The sequence below is a fragment of the Variovorax paradoxus genome (assembly GCF_009498455.1).
Classification (GTDB): domain Bacteria; phylum Pseudomonadota; class Gammaproteobacteria; order Burkholderiales; family Burkholderiaceae_C; genus Variovorax; species Variovorax paradoxus_H.
The window spans coordinates 1,264,735-1,278,697 of the sequence record NZ_CP045644.1 but is presented as its reverse complement, the minus strand read 5'-3'; the positions used below and the strand labels follow the sequence as shown (position 1 = coordinate 1,278,697).

Sequence of the window (13,963 nt, the reverse complement as noted above, 5' to 3'; positions counted from 1 at the left end):
AAGAAACGACACCACCCCGCGATGCAAACCGAACTAGCCCCCGAATTCCGCGACACCGACGCGGGCCGCGAAGCCGAAGCCATCCTGCGCAAGTGCGTGCACTGCGGCTTCTGCACCGCCACCTGCCCGACCTACCAGCTGCTCGGCGACGAGCTCGACGGGCCGCGCGGGCGCATCTACCTCATCAAGCAGGTGCTCGAAGGCCATGTGCCCACGCGCAGCACGCAGCTGCACCTCGACCGCTGCCTCACCTGCCGCAACTGCGAGAGCACCTGCCCGAGCGGCGTGCAGTACGGGAACCTGGTCGACATCGGCCGCAAGATCGTCGACGAGAAAGTGCCGCGCCCCGCCCTGGAGTCGGCCACGCGCTGGCTGCTGAAAGAGGCGCTGCCATCGCCGCTGTTCGGCCCCGCGATGAAGCTCGGCCAGTCGGTGCGCGGGCTGCTGCCCGAAGCGCTGAAGGCCAAGGTGCCCGCCAAGCAGGACGCCGGCCGCTGGCCCACCGGCACGCATGCGCGCAAGGTGCTGATGCTCGCGGGCTGCGTGCAGCCGTCGATGATGCCGAACATCAACACCGCCACCGCGCGCGTGCTGGATGCGGCCGGCATCCAGACCGTGATCGCGAAAGAGGCGGGCTGCTGCGGCGCCGTGAAGTTCCACCTCAACGACCAGGAAGGCGGCAAGGCGCAGATGCGCGCCAACATCGACGCCTGGTGGCCCTTTGTCGAAGGCAACGAGGTCGAAGCCATCGTGATGAACGCCTCGGGCTGCGGCGTCACCGTGCGCGAGTACGGCCACCTGCTGCAGCACGACGCGGCCTATGCCGCGAAGGCCGCGCGCATCAGCGCGCTCACGCGCGACCTGAGCGAACTGCTGCCCGACCTCGTGCCCGCATTGAAGGCCCGCGTGCGTGCGCCTGAAGGCGTGGTGGCGTATCACCCGCCATGCACGCTGCAGCACGGCCAGAAGCTGCGCGGCGGCGTCGAGACGCACCTGCGCGCGCTCGGCTTCGATGTGCGCGTGGCCATGAACGAATCGCACCTGTGCTGCGGCTCGGCCGGCACCTACTCGGTGCTGCAGCCCGAGCTGGCGTATCCGCTGCGCGACCGCAAGCTCGGCCACCTGAAGCAGCTGCAACCCACGACCATCGCCTCGGCCAACATCGGCTGCATCACGCACCTGCAAAGCGGCAGCGGTGACACGCCCGTGCGGCACTGGGTCGAGCTGCTCGACGCGGCGCTGCAGACGCCCGCAGGGTAGGGCGCACGCGCACGGCAGGGCACGTTGCCGTCCGACGTGCGCAGCGCGCGTTCGGGGCGCATCATGGCGCACCGAAGACGCTGCAAGGAGTTCGCGCCATGTCCTTCGTTTCTGCTTTTCCGCTGCGCCGTGCATTGCTGGCCGCTGCCTGTATCGCAGGCACCTTCGCTGCGCAGGCGCAGCAGCCGCCGTCGGCGCTGCCGCCCTGGCAGGGCGCCGGCCCCACACGCCATGTGTGCGGCGGCATCGGCTCCGACGAGTCGATCGCAATGCGCGCCGCCATGAAGAACCATCCGCTGGCGCTGCTGTTCGCGCGCGCCGACGGTGCCTACCTGGCCAACCTGAATGTCGCGATCAAGGGCGGCGACACAAACACGTCGGCCGCCATGGCCTTCACGGCCACCGGGCCGGTCTGCCTGATCGACCTGCCGGCGGGGCGCTATGTGATCGACGTGAGCACGTCGACGGGCGAGACAAAAAGCCAGACCGTGACGGTCGGCGGCGCGCCGAAGACGGCGGACTTCCGCTTCTGATCAGCCGGCCGCGAGCGCCGCCTCGATATCGCGCGTGAGCGAGGCCGGCGTGTCCAGCGGCGCGTAGCGCTTGAGCACCGTGCCGTCGCGCCCGACCAGGAACTTGGTGAAGTTCCACTTGATGGCCGTGCTGCCCAGCAGGCCCGGCTTTTCCTTGGTGAGCCACTGGAACAGCGGCAGGGCGCCGCTGCCGTTGACGTCGATCTTCTCCATCATCGGAAAGCTCACGCCGTAGTTGGTCATGCAGAAGGCACCGATTTCCTCGTTGGTGCCCGGGTCCTGTCCACCGAACTGGTTGGACGGAAAACCCAGCACCGCGAGGCCCTGGCCGGCGTACTTTTCGTGCAGCGCTTCCAGGCCTTCGAACTGCGGCGTGAACCCGCAGTTGCTTGCCGTGTTGACGATCAGCAGCACCTTGCCGCGGAAGGTCGAGAGCTTCACCGGCTTGCCGTCGATGCGGGTGGCCTGGAAGTCATAGACGCTGGTCATGGGGGAGTTCCTCAGGTGGACGCGGAAACGCGATCATCGCGCGCGGGCGGGGTTCGCGCAAACGCCGACCACACAGCCCCCAGCACGATCAGCGCGCCGCCGACGAGGATGCGCGAGTTCATGGTCGACGCGCCCAGCGCCACCGACGAGACGCTCGCGAACAGCACTTCCGACAGCATGATCACCGAGGTCGCGCTGGCCGCCAGCTTCGGTGCGCCGTACTGCAGGCACACGTTGGCGACGATGAAGCCCGTGCCCAGCAGTGCGGCCCAGCCGAACCAGCCGGGCGAGGCGAGCAGCGGCGAATCGATGCCGCCGAACGCGGTGCCGCTCACCGCCCCGACGCCCGCGACCACGGTGCAGCCCCAGAACATCGCCAGCGCGCGCGACTCGCCCGGCGCATGCCGCAGGTGACGCAGCACGATGTTGGTCACGGCAAAACCGAAGCCCGCCGCCACGCCCAGCCAGTCGGGCAGGCTCGAGGGCACCGGCCAGTCGGTGCCCGGCGCCTTCAGCACCACCACCACGCCGGTGAGCGCCAGCGCCACGCGCGCCAGCGCGCCGCCCGTCGGCCGCTCGCCCAGCAGCAGCCAGGCGAGCATCACGCTCCACAGCGGCATCAGATAGAACAGCAGCACCACGCGCACCACGTCGCCCTGCGTCACGGCCCAGTTGAATCCCACGTTGGTGAAGCCCGCTGCCAGGCCCAGCGCCACCAGCATCGGAAAGGCTGTGAAGGCCTTCCAGGCATGCCGGCGCACGAGGCCCATCGCCGTGGCGATGACAAGGTAGATGAGGCAGGTGGTCCACAGCGGATGCAGCCCGTGGCTGGCGATCTGGCGGAATGGAATCCAGGACACGCCCCACACGAAGGCGTTGAACATCAGGGCGAGGGCGGGCATGGGGGCGTTGGAATGGAGGGCGCTCGGCGCGCCGGCCATTCACCAACGCGGTCGCGCGAAATCAGTGGTGCTTGTCGCTGCGGGCGATCGCCAGCAGGTGCTCGACTTCCTCAGGATACTTCTTGAGGTTGTTCTCGTGCCAGCGCTTGATGATCCACATGCAGCCCGCCACCACGAGGCCGAAGGCGCTGATGGCGCCGTAGGCCGACAGGCCCAGGCCCGTGCACACGCTGTAGAAGCCGCCCAGCAGAAGAATGCAGGCCTGCTCGTTGAAGTTCTGCACGGCGATGGAGCGGCCCGCGCCCATCAGGTTGTGGCCGCGGTGCTGCAGCAGCGCGTTCATCGGCACCACCAGGAAGCCGCCCAGGCCGCCCAGGATGATGAGGAACGGCACCGCCAGCCAGACGTTGCCGATGAAGTTCATGCCGATGACCATCACGCCCATCGCGATGCCCATGGGGATCACGCGCGTGGCCATGTCCAGCCGCATGTACATCGAGGCCACGATGGCGCCCACCGCGGTGCCGATGGTGACCACGCCGGTCAGCGCCGAAGCCTGGGTCGTGTTGTATTCGAGCGCCACGGCGGCCCAGGCCAGCACGATGTACTTGAGGTTGCCGCCCGCGCCCCAGAAGAGCGTGGTGGTCGCCAGCGAGATCTGGCCCAGCCGGTCGCGCCACAGGCGGGCGTTGCAATGCCAGAAGTCGGGCAGCAGGCCGGCCAGGTTGCGCGCCATGCTCTGCGCGGGGTCGGAGCGCAGCGGTCGCATCTCGACGCCGGTGTGCGGGATGCGGGTGTTGAACCAGGCCGCGAGCGCGTAGACGAAGATCAGCACCGCAATGGCGGCTTCGGCCGGCGAGTCGATGCCGGTGTCGATGAGCGGCAGGTCGATGAGCAGCAGCTGGCTCGACACCGCATGCCCCACCAGCACGCCGCCGAGCACGATGCCCAGCAGGATCGACGCGATGGTGAGCCCTTCGATCCAGCCGTTGGCCTTGACCAGCTGCGACGACGGCAGCAGCTCGGTGAGGATGCCGTACTTGGCCGGCGAGTAGGCCGCGGCGCCCAGGCCCACGATGGAATACGACAGCAGCGGGTGCGAGCCGAACAGCATCATCAGGCAGCCGATCACCTTGATCGCGTTGCTGATGAACATCACCTTGCCCTTGGGCAATGCGTCGGCAAAGGCGCCCACCAGCGGGGCCAGCACCACATAGAAGACCGCGAAGATCGGCACCAGGGCGGCCCGTTGCCATTCAGGGGCGCCCGAACTTCGCATGAGATCGACGGCAACGACGAAAAGCGCTTGGTCGGCCAGCGACGAAAAGAACTGGGCCGACATGATCGTGTAAAAACCGCGCTTCATCGATGGGCTGGCTGGCCAGAGGGTCTGCTGGCGGTAGTGAAAAAGTGTCGCGTCAGGCGCGAATGGGCGGTTATAGCATGGGGGTACGACGCGAATTCAGGCATCCCCACGGGATTCGACCCCATTCCCGAAGATGCTAAAACGTGGTCTGAAATCACCCCAACACCCCCATGCCGCGCCCCATCCTTGCCACCGTCCACACCGCCGCCCTGCGCCACAACCTCGACCGCGTTCGCCGTTCGGCGCTCGACGCCCGCGTCTGGGCCGTGGTCAAGGCCAATGCCTACGGGCACGGCATCGAGCGCGTCTTCGAAGGCTTGCGCGGCGCCGACGGCTTCGCGCTGCTCGACCTGGCCGAGGCCGAGCGCGTGCGCGCGCTGGGCTGGCGCGGCCCGGTGCTGCTGCTCGAAGGGGTGTTCGATGCGCGCGACCTGGAGCTGTGCTCGCGGCTCGACCTGTGGCATTCGGTGCACTGCGACGAGCAGATCGACATGCTCGCGGCCCACAAGACCCTGAAGCCGCAGCGCGTGTTCCTGAAGATGAACTCCGGCATGAACCGCCTGGGCTTCACGCCCGAGCGCTTCGGCTCGGCCTGGACGCGCCTGAACGCGCTCCCGCAGGTCGACGAGATCTCGCTCATGACGCACTTCAGCGACGCCGACGGCCCGCGCGGCGTCGAGCACCAGCTCGAGGTGTTCGAGCGCGCCACGCGCGACCTGCCCGGCGAGCGCTCCATTGCCAACAGCGCGGCCACGCTGCGCCACGCGCCGCGCACGCGCGGCGACTGGGTGCGCCCCGGCATCGTGCTGTACGGCAGCGCCCCAGACTTCCCGGAACATGACGCAGCGCACTGGCAGCTGCAGCCGACCATGACGCTGTCGACCCGGCTCATCTCGGTGCAGACGCTGAAGGCCGGCGACACCATCGGCTACGGCTCGCGCTTCAAGGCCGAGGGCCCGCTCACCATCGGCATCGCGGCGGTCGGTTATGCCGACGGCTACCCGCGGCACTGCGACACCGGGACCCCGGTGCTCGTGAACGGCGTGCGCACCCGCATGGTGGGCCGCGTGAGCATGGACATGATCACCGTCGACCTCACGCCCGTGCCCGACGCGCAGTTCGGCGCCGAAGTCACGCTGTGGGGCCGCTCGGCCCTGACCGGCGCGGTGCTGCCGATCGACGAGGTGGCGCAGGCCGCCGGCACCGTCGGCTACGAACTCATGTGCGCGGTCGCGCCGCGGGTGCCCTTCGCACCCGCCGACGAATGACGTGAAGGTTCTTTCCAACTGGCGCTCCGTGCGCCTGTGGGAAACCCAGGTCGAACGCGACCTGCACCGCGATCACAGCCTGCGCACGCACGGCCTGCTGATCGGCACTTTCACGCTGCTCCTGATGTGGGGTGTGTCGGCGCTGCAGATGCACCTGCTGCATGTCGAGTCGCTGGCCATTCGCTACCTCGTCACGCTCGGCGTGGGCTACGTCGGGTATCTGTGCGTGCTGCGCTGGTGGGCGCAGCGGCTGGTGGAGCGGCGCACCGAGTTCGAGCCGCCCGATGCGGACCTGGGCATCGACAGCACCGGCGATCAAGGGTCCGCGACCGACGCCGCCGACGGCGGCAGCGCGCTCTCCGACGTGGCCGGCGGCGCACTCGATGCCGCGGGCAGCGCCGACGAGGGCGCCATCATCGTCGTGCCGGTGCTCGCCATCTTCCTGCTGTGCGTGGCCGTCGTGCTCGGCGCGGGCTCGCTCGTGCTGCTGTACTTCAGCTGGGACGCGCTGCTGGCCGTGGCGATCGAGGTCGCCTTCTCTTATGTGTCGGCCCGCGCCGCGGTGCGCGTGGCGCGCGAAGGCTGGCTCATGGCGGCGGTGCGGCTCACCTGGAAGCCGCTGCTGGGCGCCGTGGTCTGCGCGGTGGCGCTGGGCGCGCTCATCGATCACTTCATGCCGCAGGTCCACTCGCTGCCCGAGGCGGTGCGCGTGCTCACGGGCGCCCGAAAGGGCTGACGCGCACGACCCGGTCCCCCTGACGATGGAAGGGGCCCCGCTGTGCGAGGCCTCCGGCTCGTGGCATCCTCGGGGGCTGCGGCGTTTCGCCGCCCCCCAACAACACCAAGGAATGCAGACATGGGCGCGCAATGGAAAGCCAAGCACAAGGACGTGGCCGCGAATGCCAAGGGCCGGCTGTTCGGCAAGCTGGCCAAGGAAATCATGATCGCCGCGCGCAACGGCGCCGATCCGGGCTCGAACGCGCGGCTGCGGCTGGTCGTCGAGCAGGCCCGCAAGGTCTCGATGCCGAAGGACACGCTCGACCGCGCCATCAAGAAGGGCGCCGGCCTCACGGGCGAGGCGGTGCACTTCGACCACGTCATGTACGAGGGCTTCGCCCCGCACCGCGTGGCCGTGATGGTCGAGTGCCTGACCGACAACGTGAACCGCACCGCACCTGAAATGCGCGTGCTGTTCCGCAAGGGCCAGCTCGGCACCTCCGGCTCGGTCTCGTGGGACTTCGACCACCTCGGCATGATCGAAGCCGAACCCGCCACCCCGGACGCAGACGCCGAAGTGGCCGCCATCGAAGCCGGCGCCCAAGACTTCGAGCCGGGCGCCGAAGACGGCACCACCCTGTTCCTGACCGAGGCCGCCGACCTCGACCTCGTGAGCCGCGCACTGCCGGCCCAGGGCTTCACCGTGCTGTCGGCCAAGCTCGGCTACCGGCCCAAGAATCCGATCGACCCGGCGAGCCTGAGCGCTGCGGACCTGGAAGAGGTCGAAGCCTTCCTTGCCGCCATCGATGCGAACGACGACGTGCAGAACGTGTACGTCGGGCTGGCTGGTTGAACTGAACGGCTGACGTTCAGGGCGACGCTCCCGCCGACGGGGAGCCTTGCTCCGCGAATGTCCCCCGCCCTTCGGGCTCCTCCTTGATTTCGCTGCGCAAGGCACCCCATCGACGTGAGCTTTGGGCAGTGCGGCTGTTGATCGGCCGCACACCACCGCCGCGTCCCGTGCGCAGGACACTGGGTGCTTCCCGCAGCGAAATCAAGGGGGAGGGCGAAGCCCGGAGGACATTCGCGGAGGGAAGTACCCGGTGGCCTGTGCACACGCCCTGAACATCGTCGATAGAACCGAGCCTCCCGCCGGAGACAATCCGCCCCGGAGGAAAACAGCTCACATGATTCATTCGACGAAGAAACGAACGCCGTCGCGTGCCGCACGGCATGCCCTCGGCCTGGCACTGGCCATCGCCGGCTTCTCGGCGCAGGCCCAGACCGAAGCGCCCGCGCCACAACCCATGGCCGCAGCTTCAGCACCCGCCGAAGCAGCACCCGCCGCACCCCTGCAAACCCGTCTGCGCTTCAACCGCGGCACCTACAAGCCCGGCATCGAGCACCTGCGGGTGGTGCGCCGAGAGAACACGATCAACAACGTCGCCGGACAGGTCGCGCTGAACGTCGCGTTCGCGGTGCTTTCGGGCGGCGTGGGTGCGCAAGGCTTCTCGAAAGACGACCTGGGCGGCACCACGCTCGAGGAACTCAAGGACGACCCGCTGGGCGTCAACCCCGCCATGAGCGAACTCAACGACGCCTTGAGCAAGGTCGCCACCGATATCTACCGGAAGCGCGCCGAGGCCGCGTTGGCCACCGCCTTGACGGACGGTTCCACGCCCGAGGAGATCGAGGCGGCGCGCCAGATTCCGAAGGAAGCCGACACCCTGCTGCTCCCGGGGCCGTGGCACCTCGTCTACGAAAACCTGCTGGGATCGGACGAGCTGTTCCGCCTCAAGTTCGGCGCCGACCTGGGGCGCCCCGGCTTCATGCGCCCGCCGATCGAATGCCGCTACCAGTCGGAGGCGGTTGCGTGGGCGCGGTGGCAGGCCGACAACTGGCAACTGCTGCGCGAAGAGCGCGCGAAGGCCGTGGAGGCCTGCACCAAGTTCATCGCCGCCGCGCCCGAAAAGCGCTGGTAAGTCAGCGGCAGTCCGCTCAGTACAACCCGAGCTGCCGCGTCCGCAGCCGCGCCAACCCCAGCAGCGCATCCGTGAACGGCGTGGCCACACCCGTCAGTTCGCCGAGTTCGCGGACCACGGTGACAAGCGCGTCGAGCTCGACCGAACGGCCCGCTTCCACGTCCTGCAGCATCGAGGTCTTGAACGCGCCGAGCTTCATCGTCACCGCGTGCCGGTCTTCGGGACTCTGCGTGATCTCGATGCCGATGCGCCGGCCGATCTCCTTGGCCTCGAGCATCACCGCCGAGATGAAACCGCGCACGTAGTCGTCGCCCATGATCAGGTCGGTGGTGGCACCCGTGAGCGCGCTGATCGGGTTCACCGTCATGTTGCCCCACAGCTTGAACCACACGTCCTTCTGGATCTGCGGCGACAGCGTGGTGTCGATGCCCGTGCTTTTCAGCAGCTCCACCAGCTTCTGCACGCGCGACGTGGCCTCGCCCGAAGGCTCGCCCACGATCAGCCCGTTGCCGAAGTGGTGCCGCACCACGCCCGGCCCGTCGAGCGAGCAGCTCGCGTGCACCACGCAGCCAATCACGTTGCGCGACGGAATGGCCTTGGCAATCGCGCCTTCGGGGTCGACGGCCGCGAGGCGATGCCCCGTGATCTCGCCGCCGAAGCCGCCTTCGAGGAACCACCACGGCACGCCGTTCATCGCGACCAGCACGATCGTGTCGGGCCCGATCAGCGGCCCGATGCGTTCGGCCACGCCGGCCAGCGCGGGCGCCTTCACGGCGATCACCACCAGGTCTTGAACACCGATTGCCTCGGGGTCGGCCACCGCGTTCACCGGCACGCGCGTGCGCACTTCGCCGCGCATGAGCGAGAGGCCGTCCTTCTGCAGCGCGTCGAGCGTGGCGCCGCGCGCCACCACGTTGAGACGCTGGCCTGCCTGTGCAAGGCCGACGCCGATCCATCCGCCGATCGCGCCGGCGCCGTAAATGCAAATCTTCATGGGAACAGGCGCCTCAGTTGCGGTAGCTTGGGTCGATGCGGTCCACTTGCCGCACCAGTGCATTGAACACGTCCTGCCCGGCGCCATGCGCGGGGCTGAACTGCAGTGCGTCGCGCGTGCAGCGCTGCGCAATCTCTTCGCTCACCGGAATCGCAGCGCCCATCGAGAAGGTCGCCATCTGGATCTCGCAGGCGCGTTGCAGCGTCCACAGGATCGCGAAGGTCTGCGGCAGCGTCTGGCCCCAGGCCAGCAGGCCGTGGTTGCGCAGGATCACCGCGTTGCGGTCGCCGATGCTCTTCAAGAGGCGCGGGCCTTCGTCGGCATGGATCGTGATGCCCTCGAAGTCGTGGTACGCCACCATGCCGTGCAGTTGGGCGGTATAGAAATTGGTCTGCTGCAGGCCGCCCTGCAGGCAGGCCACGGCCACGCCGGCCGTGGTGTGCGTGTGCATCACGCAGTGCGCGCCGGGCAGGCCGTCGTGGATGGCCGCGTGCACCACGAAGCCGGCCGGGTTCACCGCGTGCGTCGAACCGTCGAGCACCTTGCCTTGCAGGTCGATCTTTACGAGGTTGCTGGCCGTCACCTCGCTGTAGTGCAGGCCGAAGGGGTTGATGAGGAACTGCTTCTCGCCACCCGTCACGCTGTCGGGCAGCCGCACCGTGATGTGGTTGTAGATCATCTCGACCCAGCCCAGCATCGCGAACACGCGATAGCAGGCCGCGAGCTCTTCGCGCGCGGCGCGCTCGTCGGGATGGATCGAGGGATGGACCAGCGCCGACGGCGCAGTGGTGGCGAGTGTGTTCATGGCAGTTCCTTCATGTGATCAACCTTCAGCCGTGAAGCCGACTTCCTTGACGATCGGCGCCCACTTGGCGGTGTCCTTCTTCAACAGATCGCCCAGCTCGGCAGGCGTGGAAGACATGGCTTCCAGGCCGAAGGTGCCGAGGCCGTCGATCACGTCCTTCTGCGCGAGCGCGTTCTTCATCGCCGTGTTGAGCTTCGTGACCAGTTCGGGCGAGGCCTTGGCCGGCAGGAAGAAGGCGAACCATTCGCTGTGCGCCATGTTCTTGATGCCCTGCTCGCCGAAAGTGGGCACATCGGGCGCGAAGCGGTTGCGCTTGGCACCCGACACGCCCAGGATGCGCACCTTGCCCGATTGCAGATGCTGCGTGATGTCGCCGATGGGGCCCGACACCGCCGAGATGTTGCCGCCCAGCAGGTCGAGCATGGCCGGCTGCGTGCCGCGGTAGGCCGCGTGCTTGAGCTCGACGCCGCCTTGCTTGCCCAGCAGCGCGCCGATGAAGTGCGGCGTGGAACCCGCGGCCGGCGAGCCGTAGTTGGCGCCGGCCGGGTTGGCCTTGGCCCAGGCGAGGAACTCGGGCACCGTCTTGACGGTGGCCGGCACGGCCGGACCGACCGCGAAGCCGAAGTCGAAGATGCAGGCCAGGCTCACGGGCGTGAGGTCGACCATCGGGTCGTACGGCAGCTTCTTGTAGATGTGCGGATAGATCGTGAGGATCGACGTGGGCGTCTGCAGGATGGTGGTGCCGTCGGCCGGACGGCCTTTCACATAGCTCACGGCAATCTGGCCGCCCGCGCCGGTGCGGTTCTCGACCACGGCGGTCTTGGCGTAGTCGGGGCTCAGCTTCAGCGCGATGCGCCGGCAGGTGGTGTCCGAGGTGCCGCCGGCCGCAAAGCCGGTGACGATGGTCGCGTTCTCGAGCGCGGCAGCCTGCGCAAAGGCCTGCTGGCCGAGGCTGGCAAGCAGCGCCGAAGCGCCGGTGGACTGCAGCATGTGGCGGCGGGTGAAGGTCATGTCTGTCTCTTTTCTGGAGGGTGAGGAGGGAGCAGGATCACGACTCGTCGCGCAGCCAGGTGACCGCGCCCGAGTGGGTCACGGCGCCCTGGTGGGCAGGGCGCACGGTGAGCGCGTATTTTTCCAACAAACCACCGTGCACCACCCCCGCGTTTACCTCACGTCCGGCCAGCCGTGAGGCGATTTCTTCGGCGCTCAGTTCGACCGAAATGCTGCGCGCCGCGGCGCGTGCATCGATGGCCACCATGTCGCCGTCGCGCAGCACCGCAATCGGCCCGCCGTCGGCCGCCTCGGGCCCCGCGTAGCCGATGCACAGGCCGCGCGTGGCGCCCGAAAAACGCCCGTCGGTGAGCAGCGCCACCTTGTCGCCCATGCCCTGGCCGTAGAGCAGCGCGGTGATGCCCAGCATCTCGCGCATGCCGGGACTGCCCTTGGGGCCTTCGTTGCGGATGACGATCACGTCGCCCGCTTCGTAGCGGCGGTTCTGCACCGCCGCCTGCGCTTCTTCTTCCGAGTTGAAGACGCGCGCCGGGCCGCGGTGCACCAGCGTCTGCAGCCCGGCCGTCTTGAGCAGCGCGCCATCGGGGCAGAGGTTGCCCTTGAGCACCGCCAGCCCGCCGTCGCGCGTGATCGGGTTGCCCGCTGCGCGCACCACGCGACCATCGGGCGCGGCGGCGTCGGCCACTTCCTCGGCCAGCGTGCGGCCGGTGAAGGTGAGGGCGTCGCCGTGCAGGAAGCCTTGCTCGAGCAGCGTGCGCAGGATCACGCCCGCACCGCCGATGTAGTACACGTCGCGCGCCAGGTACTGGCCGCCCGGACGCAGGTCGGCAATGAGCGGCGTGCGCGCGAAGATTTCGGCCACGTCGTCCAGGTGGAACTTGATGCCCGCCTCGTGCGCAATGGCCGGCAGGTGCAGCGCCGCGTTGGTCGAGCCGCCCGTGGCCGAGACCACGGCACAGGCGTTCTCGAGTGCCTTGCGCGTCACGACATCGCGCGGCAGCGGGCCATCGCCCAGCACCGCTTTCATGAGCTGTTTCGCGGCGCGGCGCATCAGCGGCGCGCGCTCGCTGAACACCGCCGGCACCATGCTCGAGCCGATGGGCGCCAGGCCCAGCGCCTCCGACACCATGCCCATCGTGTTGGCCGTGAACTGCCCCGCGCAGGCGCCGGCCGTGGGCAGGCAGGCGCGGCTCATGGCGTCGAGTTCGTCGTGCGTGGCGGTGCCGGCCAGCACCTTGCCGATGGTCTCGTAGGTGTCGACCACGTTGAGGTCGCGGCCATCGGGACCGGGCATCTGCCCGGGCAAAGCCGAGCCACCATGCACGAACACGCTGGGCACGTTGCAGCGGACCATGCCCATCATCAGCCCCGGCAGGTTCTTGTCGCAGGCGCCGATGGCGAAGATGCCGTCCCACTGGTGGCCGCGCGTGGACGCTTCCACGCTGTCGGCGATGAGTTCGCGCGAGATCAGCGAGAAGCGCATGCCCGAATGCGCCATCGTCAGGCCGTCGCTCACCGACACCACCGGGCATTCGTGCGGCGTGCCGCCGCCCGCGTAGATGCCGGTCTTGGCGTGCTGCGCCTGCTCGCGCAGGTTGAGGTTGCACGGGCTCATCTCGCCGCCCGTGTGGAACACGCCGACGTGCGGGCGCGCGATGTCCTCGTCGTCCTGCCCCAGCGCGTGCAGGAAGCTGCGCGTGGTCGCGCGGATCGTGCCCTCGCGGATGGTGGCGGAGCGGAAGCGCTTGGGGGTCGGGTCGGTGGGCGTGGTCATGCGGCTGGCGGAAGCTGGCTCGTGAAAGGGCGTGAGAGGTCAGTAGCCGTTGGGCGCGGTGGCGCCCGGTGCGGCCTTGTACTTCGTGAGCAGCTGCTTGGCCGCCGCCGCGAGCAGGATGGTGTCGACGCCCACGGCCACGAACAGCGCGCCGGCCGCGAGCCACTTGCGCGCCTGCTCTTCGGTGGTCGACAGGATGCCGGCCGCCTTGCCGGCCTTGCGGATGCGCGCGACGGCGTCGGCGATCACGGCCTGCACCTCGGGGTGGTTGGGCTGGCCCACGAAGCCCATCGAGGCCGACAGGTCGGCCGGGCCGATGAACACGCCGTCCACGCCCGGCGTGGCCGCGATGGCGTCGAGGTTCTTCATCGCCTCGACCGTCTCGGCCTGCACCAGCAGGCAGGTCTGCGCGTTGGCTTCGTGCAGGTAGTTGGGATACGCCTGCCAGCGCGACGCGCGCGCCAGCGCACTGCCCATGCCGCGGATGCCTTCGGGCGGGTAGCGCATGCCCTGCACCAGCTTGGCGGCCTGCTCGGCGGTGTCGACCATCGGCACCAGCAGCGTCTGCGCGCCGATGTCCAGGTACTGCTTGATCAGCGTGGTGTCGCCGACGGGAATGCGCACGATGGGGTGCGAGCGCTGCGCGTCGGGCTGCGCCGACCACGCGCTGGAAATGCCCTGCAGCTGCGCGAGCACCGAGCGCACGTCGTTGGGCGCGTGCTCGCCGTCGACCAGCAGCCAGTCGTAGCCGGTGCCGGCCAGCAGCTCGGCCACGTAGCCGTCGCCCAGGCCGACCCACAGGCCGATTTGCGGTTGGCCGGCCTGCATGGCCTGCTTGAAGGTGTTGAGTGGGGTGTGCATG

At 68.8% G+C, this 13,963-nt stretch carries 14 protein-coding genes; 6 read left to right on the top strand and 8 right to left on the bottom strand.

Annotated elements, in window-relative coordinates; all coding sequences use genetic code 11:
• The first annotated feature begins 21 nt into the window (after window positions 1-21).
• Together glcF and GFK26_RS05755 are read left to right on the top strand one after the other, a co-directional pair.
• Window positions 22-1,260, top strand: coding sequence for a glycolate oxidase subunit GlcF (glcF, locus tag GFK26_RS05760; protein ID WP_153281160.1), 1,239 nt, complete (start codon window positions 22-24; stop codon window positions 1,258-1,260).
• 98 nt (window positions 1,261-1,358) lie between these two features.
• The gene (locus GFK26_RS05755; RefSeq protein WP_153281159.1) at window positions 1,359-1,793 is read left to right on the top strand and encodes a carboxypeptidase regulatory-like domain-containing protein; all 435 of its coding nucleotides are present in this window, start codon (window positions 1,359-1,361) and stop codon (window positions 1,791-1,793) included.
• Here the strand turns inward: GFK26_RS05755 and GFK26_RS05750 are convergent, their stop codons facing one another.
• From GFK26_RS05750 to lplT, 3 genes are all read right to left on the bottom strand, one after another.
• Window positions 1,794-2,282, bottom strand: a complete 489-nt coding sequence (locus GFK26_RS05750; RefSeq protein ID WP_153281158.1) for a glutathione peroxidase — start codon at window positions 2,280-2,282, stop codon at window positions 1,794-1,796.
• Window positions 2,283-2,293: 11 nt separating this feature from the next.
• The gene (locus GFK26_RS05745) at window positions 2,294-3,184 is read right to left on the bottom strand and encodes a DMT family transporter (protein ID WP_153281157.1); all 891 of its coding nucleotides are present in this window, start codon (window positions 3,182-3,184) and stop codon (window positions 2,294-2,296) included.
• 61 nt (window positions 3,185-3,245) lie between these two features.
• Window positions 3,246-4,550, bottom strand: coding sequence for a lysophospholipid transporter LplT (lplT, locus tag GFK26_RS05740; RefSeq protein WP_153281156.1), 1,305 nt, complete (start codon window positions 4,548-4,550; stop codon window positions 3,246-3,248).
• Window positions 4,551-4,720: 170 nt separating this feature from the next.
• Here lplT and alr point away from each other — a divergent pair, with 170 nt between their 5' ends.
• The 4 genes from alr to GFK26_RS05720 all read left to right on the top strand — a co-directional run bounded on the left by alr (window position 4,721) and on the right by GFK26_RS05720 (window position 8,517).
• The gene (gene alr, locus GFK26_RS05735) at window positions 4,721-5,818 is read left to right on the top strand and encodes an alanine racemase (protein ID WP_153281155.1); all 1,098 of its coding nucleotides are present in this window, start codon (window positions 4,721-4,723) and stop codon (window positions 5,816-5,818) included.
• Window position 5,819: 1 nt separating this feature from the next.
• Window positions 5,820-6,554 (top strand): hypothetical protein, encoded by a 735-nt coding sequence (locus GFK26_RS05730; RefSeq protein WP_153281154.1) that lies wholly within the window; start codon window positions 5,820-5,822, stop codon window positions 6,552-6,554.
• A gap of 120 nt (window positions 6,555-6,674) precedes the next feature.
• Window positions 6,675-7,388: a YebC/PmpR family DNA-binding transcriptional regulator gene (locus tag GFK26_RS05725; RefSeq protein WP_101493489.1), complete on the top strand. Its 714-nt coding sequence runs from the start codon at window positions 6,675-6,677 to the stop codon at window positions 7,386-7,388.
• Window positions 7,389-7,722: 334 nt separating this feature from the next.
• On the top strand, window positions 7,723-8,517 hold the full coding sequence (locus GFK26_RS05720; RefSeq protein WP_153281153.1) for a hypothetical protein: 795 nt from the start codon (window positions 7,723-7,725) through the stop codon (window positions 8,515-8,517).
• Between the two features lie 16 nt (window positions 8,518-8,533).
• Here GFK26_RS05720 and GFK26_RS05715 read toward each other — a convergent pair whose 3' ends face one another.
• Genes GFK26_RS05715 through hpaI form a run of 5 tightly spaced genes read right to left on the bottom strand, consistent with a single transcriptional unit; the run spans window position 8,534 to window position 13,962 of the window.
• Window positions 8,534-9,511, bottom strand: a complete 978-nt coding sequence (locus GFK26_RS05715) for a 2-dehydropantoate 2-reductase (RefSeq protein WP_153281152.1) — start codon at window positions 9,509-9,511, stop codon at window positions 8,534-8,536.
• 13 nt (window positions 9,512-9,524) lie between these two features.
• On the bottom strand, window positions 9,525-10,316 hold the full coding sequence (locus tag GFK26_RS05710; RefSeq protein ID WP_153281151.1) for a class II aldolase/adducin family protein: 792 nt from the start codon (window positions 10,314-10,316) through the stop codon (window positions 9,525-9,527).
• Window positions 10,317-10,334: 18 nt separating this feature from the next.
• Entirely contained in the window at window positions 10,335-11,327 is a 993-nt protein-coding gene (locus tag GFK26_RS05705; protein WP_153281150.1) for a Bug family tripartite tricarboxylate transporter substrate binding protein, read from the bottom strand.
• A 37-nt stretch (window positions 11,328-11,364) separates the two neighbouring features.
• Complete coding sequence (gene ilvD, locus GFK26_RS05700) at window positions 11,365-13,101, bottom strand: dihydroxy-acid dehydratase (RefSeq protein ID WP_153281149.1); 1,737 nt, start codon at window positions 13,099-13,101, stop codon at window positions 11,365-11,367.
• Between the two features lie 39 nt (window positions 13,102-13,140).
• Window positions 13,141-13,962, bottom strand: coding sequence for a 4-hydroxy-2-oxoheptanedioate aldolase (gene hpaI, locus GFK26_RS05695; protein WP_153281148.1), 822 nt, complete (start codon window positions 13,960-13,962; stop codon window positions 13,141-13,143).
• Window position 13,963: the final 1 nt, after the last annotated feature.

Bases quoted from the DNA above. Each gene is read 5' to 3' on its own strand.
- glcF (WP_153281160.1), top strand. From the start codon at position 22: ATGCAAACCGAACTAGCCCCCGAATTCCGCGACACCGACGCGGGCCGC.
- GFK26_RS05755 (WP_153281159.1), top strand. From the start codon at position 1,359: ATGTCCTTCGTTTCTGCTTTTCCGCTGCGCCGTGCATTGCTGGCCGCT.
- GFK26_RS05750 (WP_153281158.1), bottom strand. From the start codon at position 2,282: ATGACCAGCGTCTATGACTTCCAGGCCACCCGCATCGACGGCAAGCCG.
- GFK26_RS05745 (WP_153281157.1), bottom strand. From the start codon at position 3,184: ATGCCCGCCCTCGCCCTGATGTTCAACGCCTTCGTGTGGGGCGTGTCC.
- lplT (WP_153281156.1), bottom strand. From the start codon at position 4,550: ATGAAGCGCGGTTTTTACACGATCATGTCGGCCCAGTTCTTTTCGTCG.
- alr (WP_153281155.1), top strand. From the start codon at position 4,721: ATGCCGCGCCCCATCCTTGCCACCGTCCACACCGCCGCCCTGCGCCAC.
- GFK26_RS05725 (WP_101493489.1), top strand. From the start codon at position 6,675: ATGGGCGCGCAATGGAAAGCCAAGCACAAGGACGTGGCCGCGAATGCC.
- GFK26_RS05720 (WP_153281153.1), top strand. From the start codon at position 7,723: ATGATTCATTCGACGAAGAAACGAACGCCGTCGCGTGCCGCACGGCAT.
- GFK26_RS05715 (WP_153281152.1), bottom strand. From the start codon at position 9,511: ATGAAGATTTGCATTTACGGCGCCGGCGCGATCGGCGGATGGATCGGC.
- GFK26_RS05710 (WP_153281151.1), bottom strand. From the start codon at position 10,316: ATGAACACACTCGCCACCACTGCGCCGTCGGCGCTGGTCCATCCCTCG.
- GFK26_RS05705 (WP_153281150.1), bottom strand. From the start codon at position 11,327: ATGACCTTCACCCGCCGCCACATGCTGCAGTCCACCGGCGCTTCGGCG.
- ilvD (WP_153281149.1), bottom strand. From the start codon at position 13,101: ATGACCACGCCCACCGACCCGACCCCCAAGCGCTTCCGCTCCGCCACC.
- hpaI (WP_153281148.1), bottom strand. From the start codon at position 13,962: ATGCACACCCCACTCAACACCTTCAAGCAGGCCATGCAGGCCGGCCAA.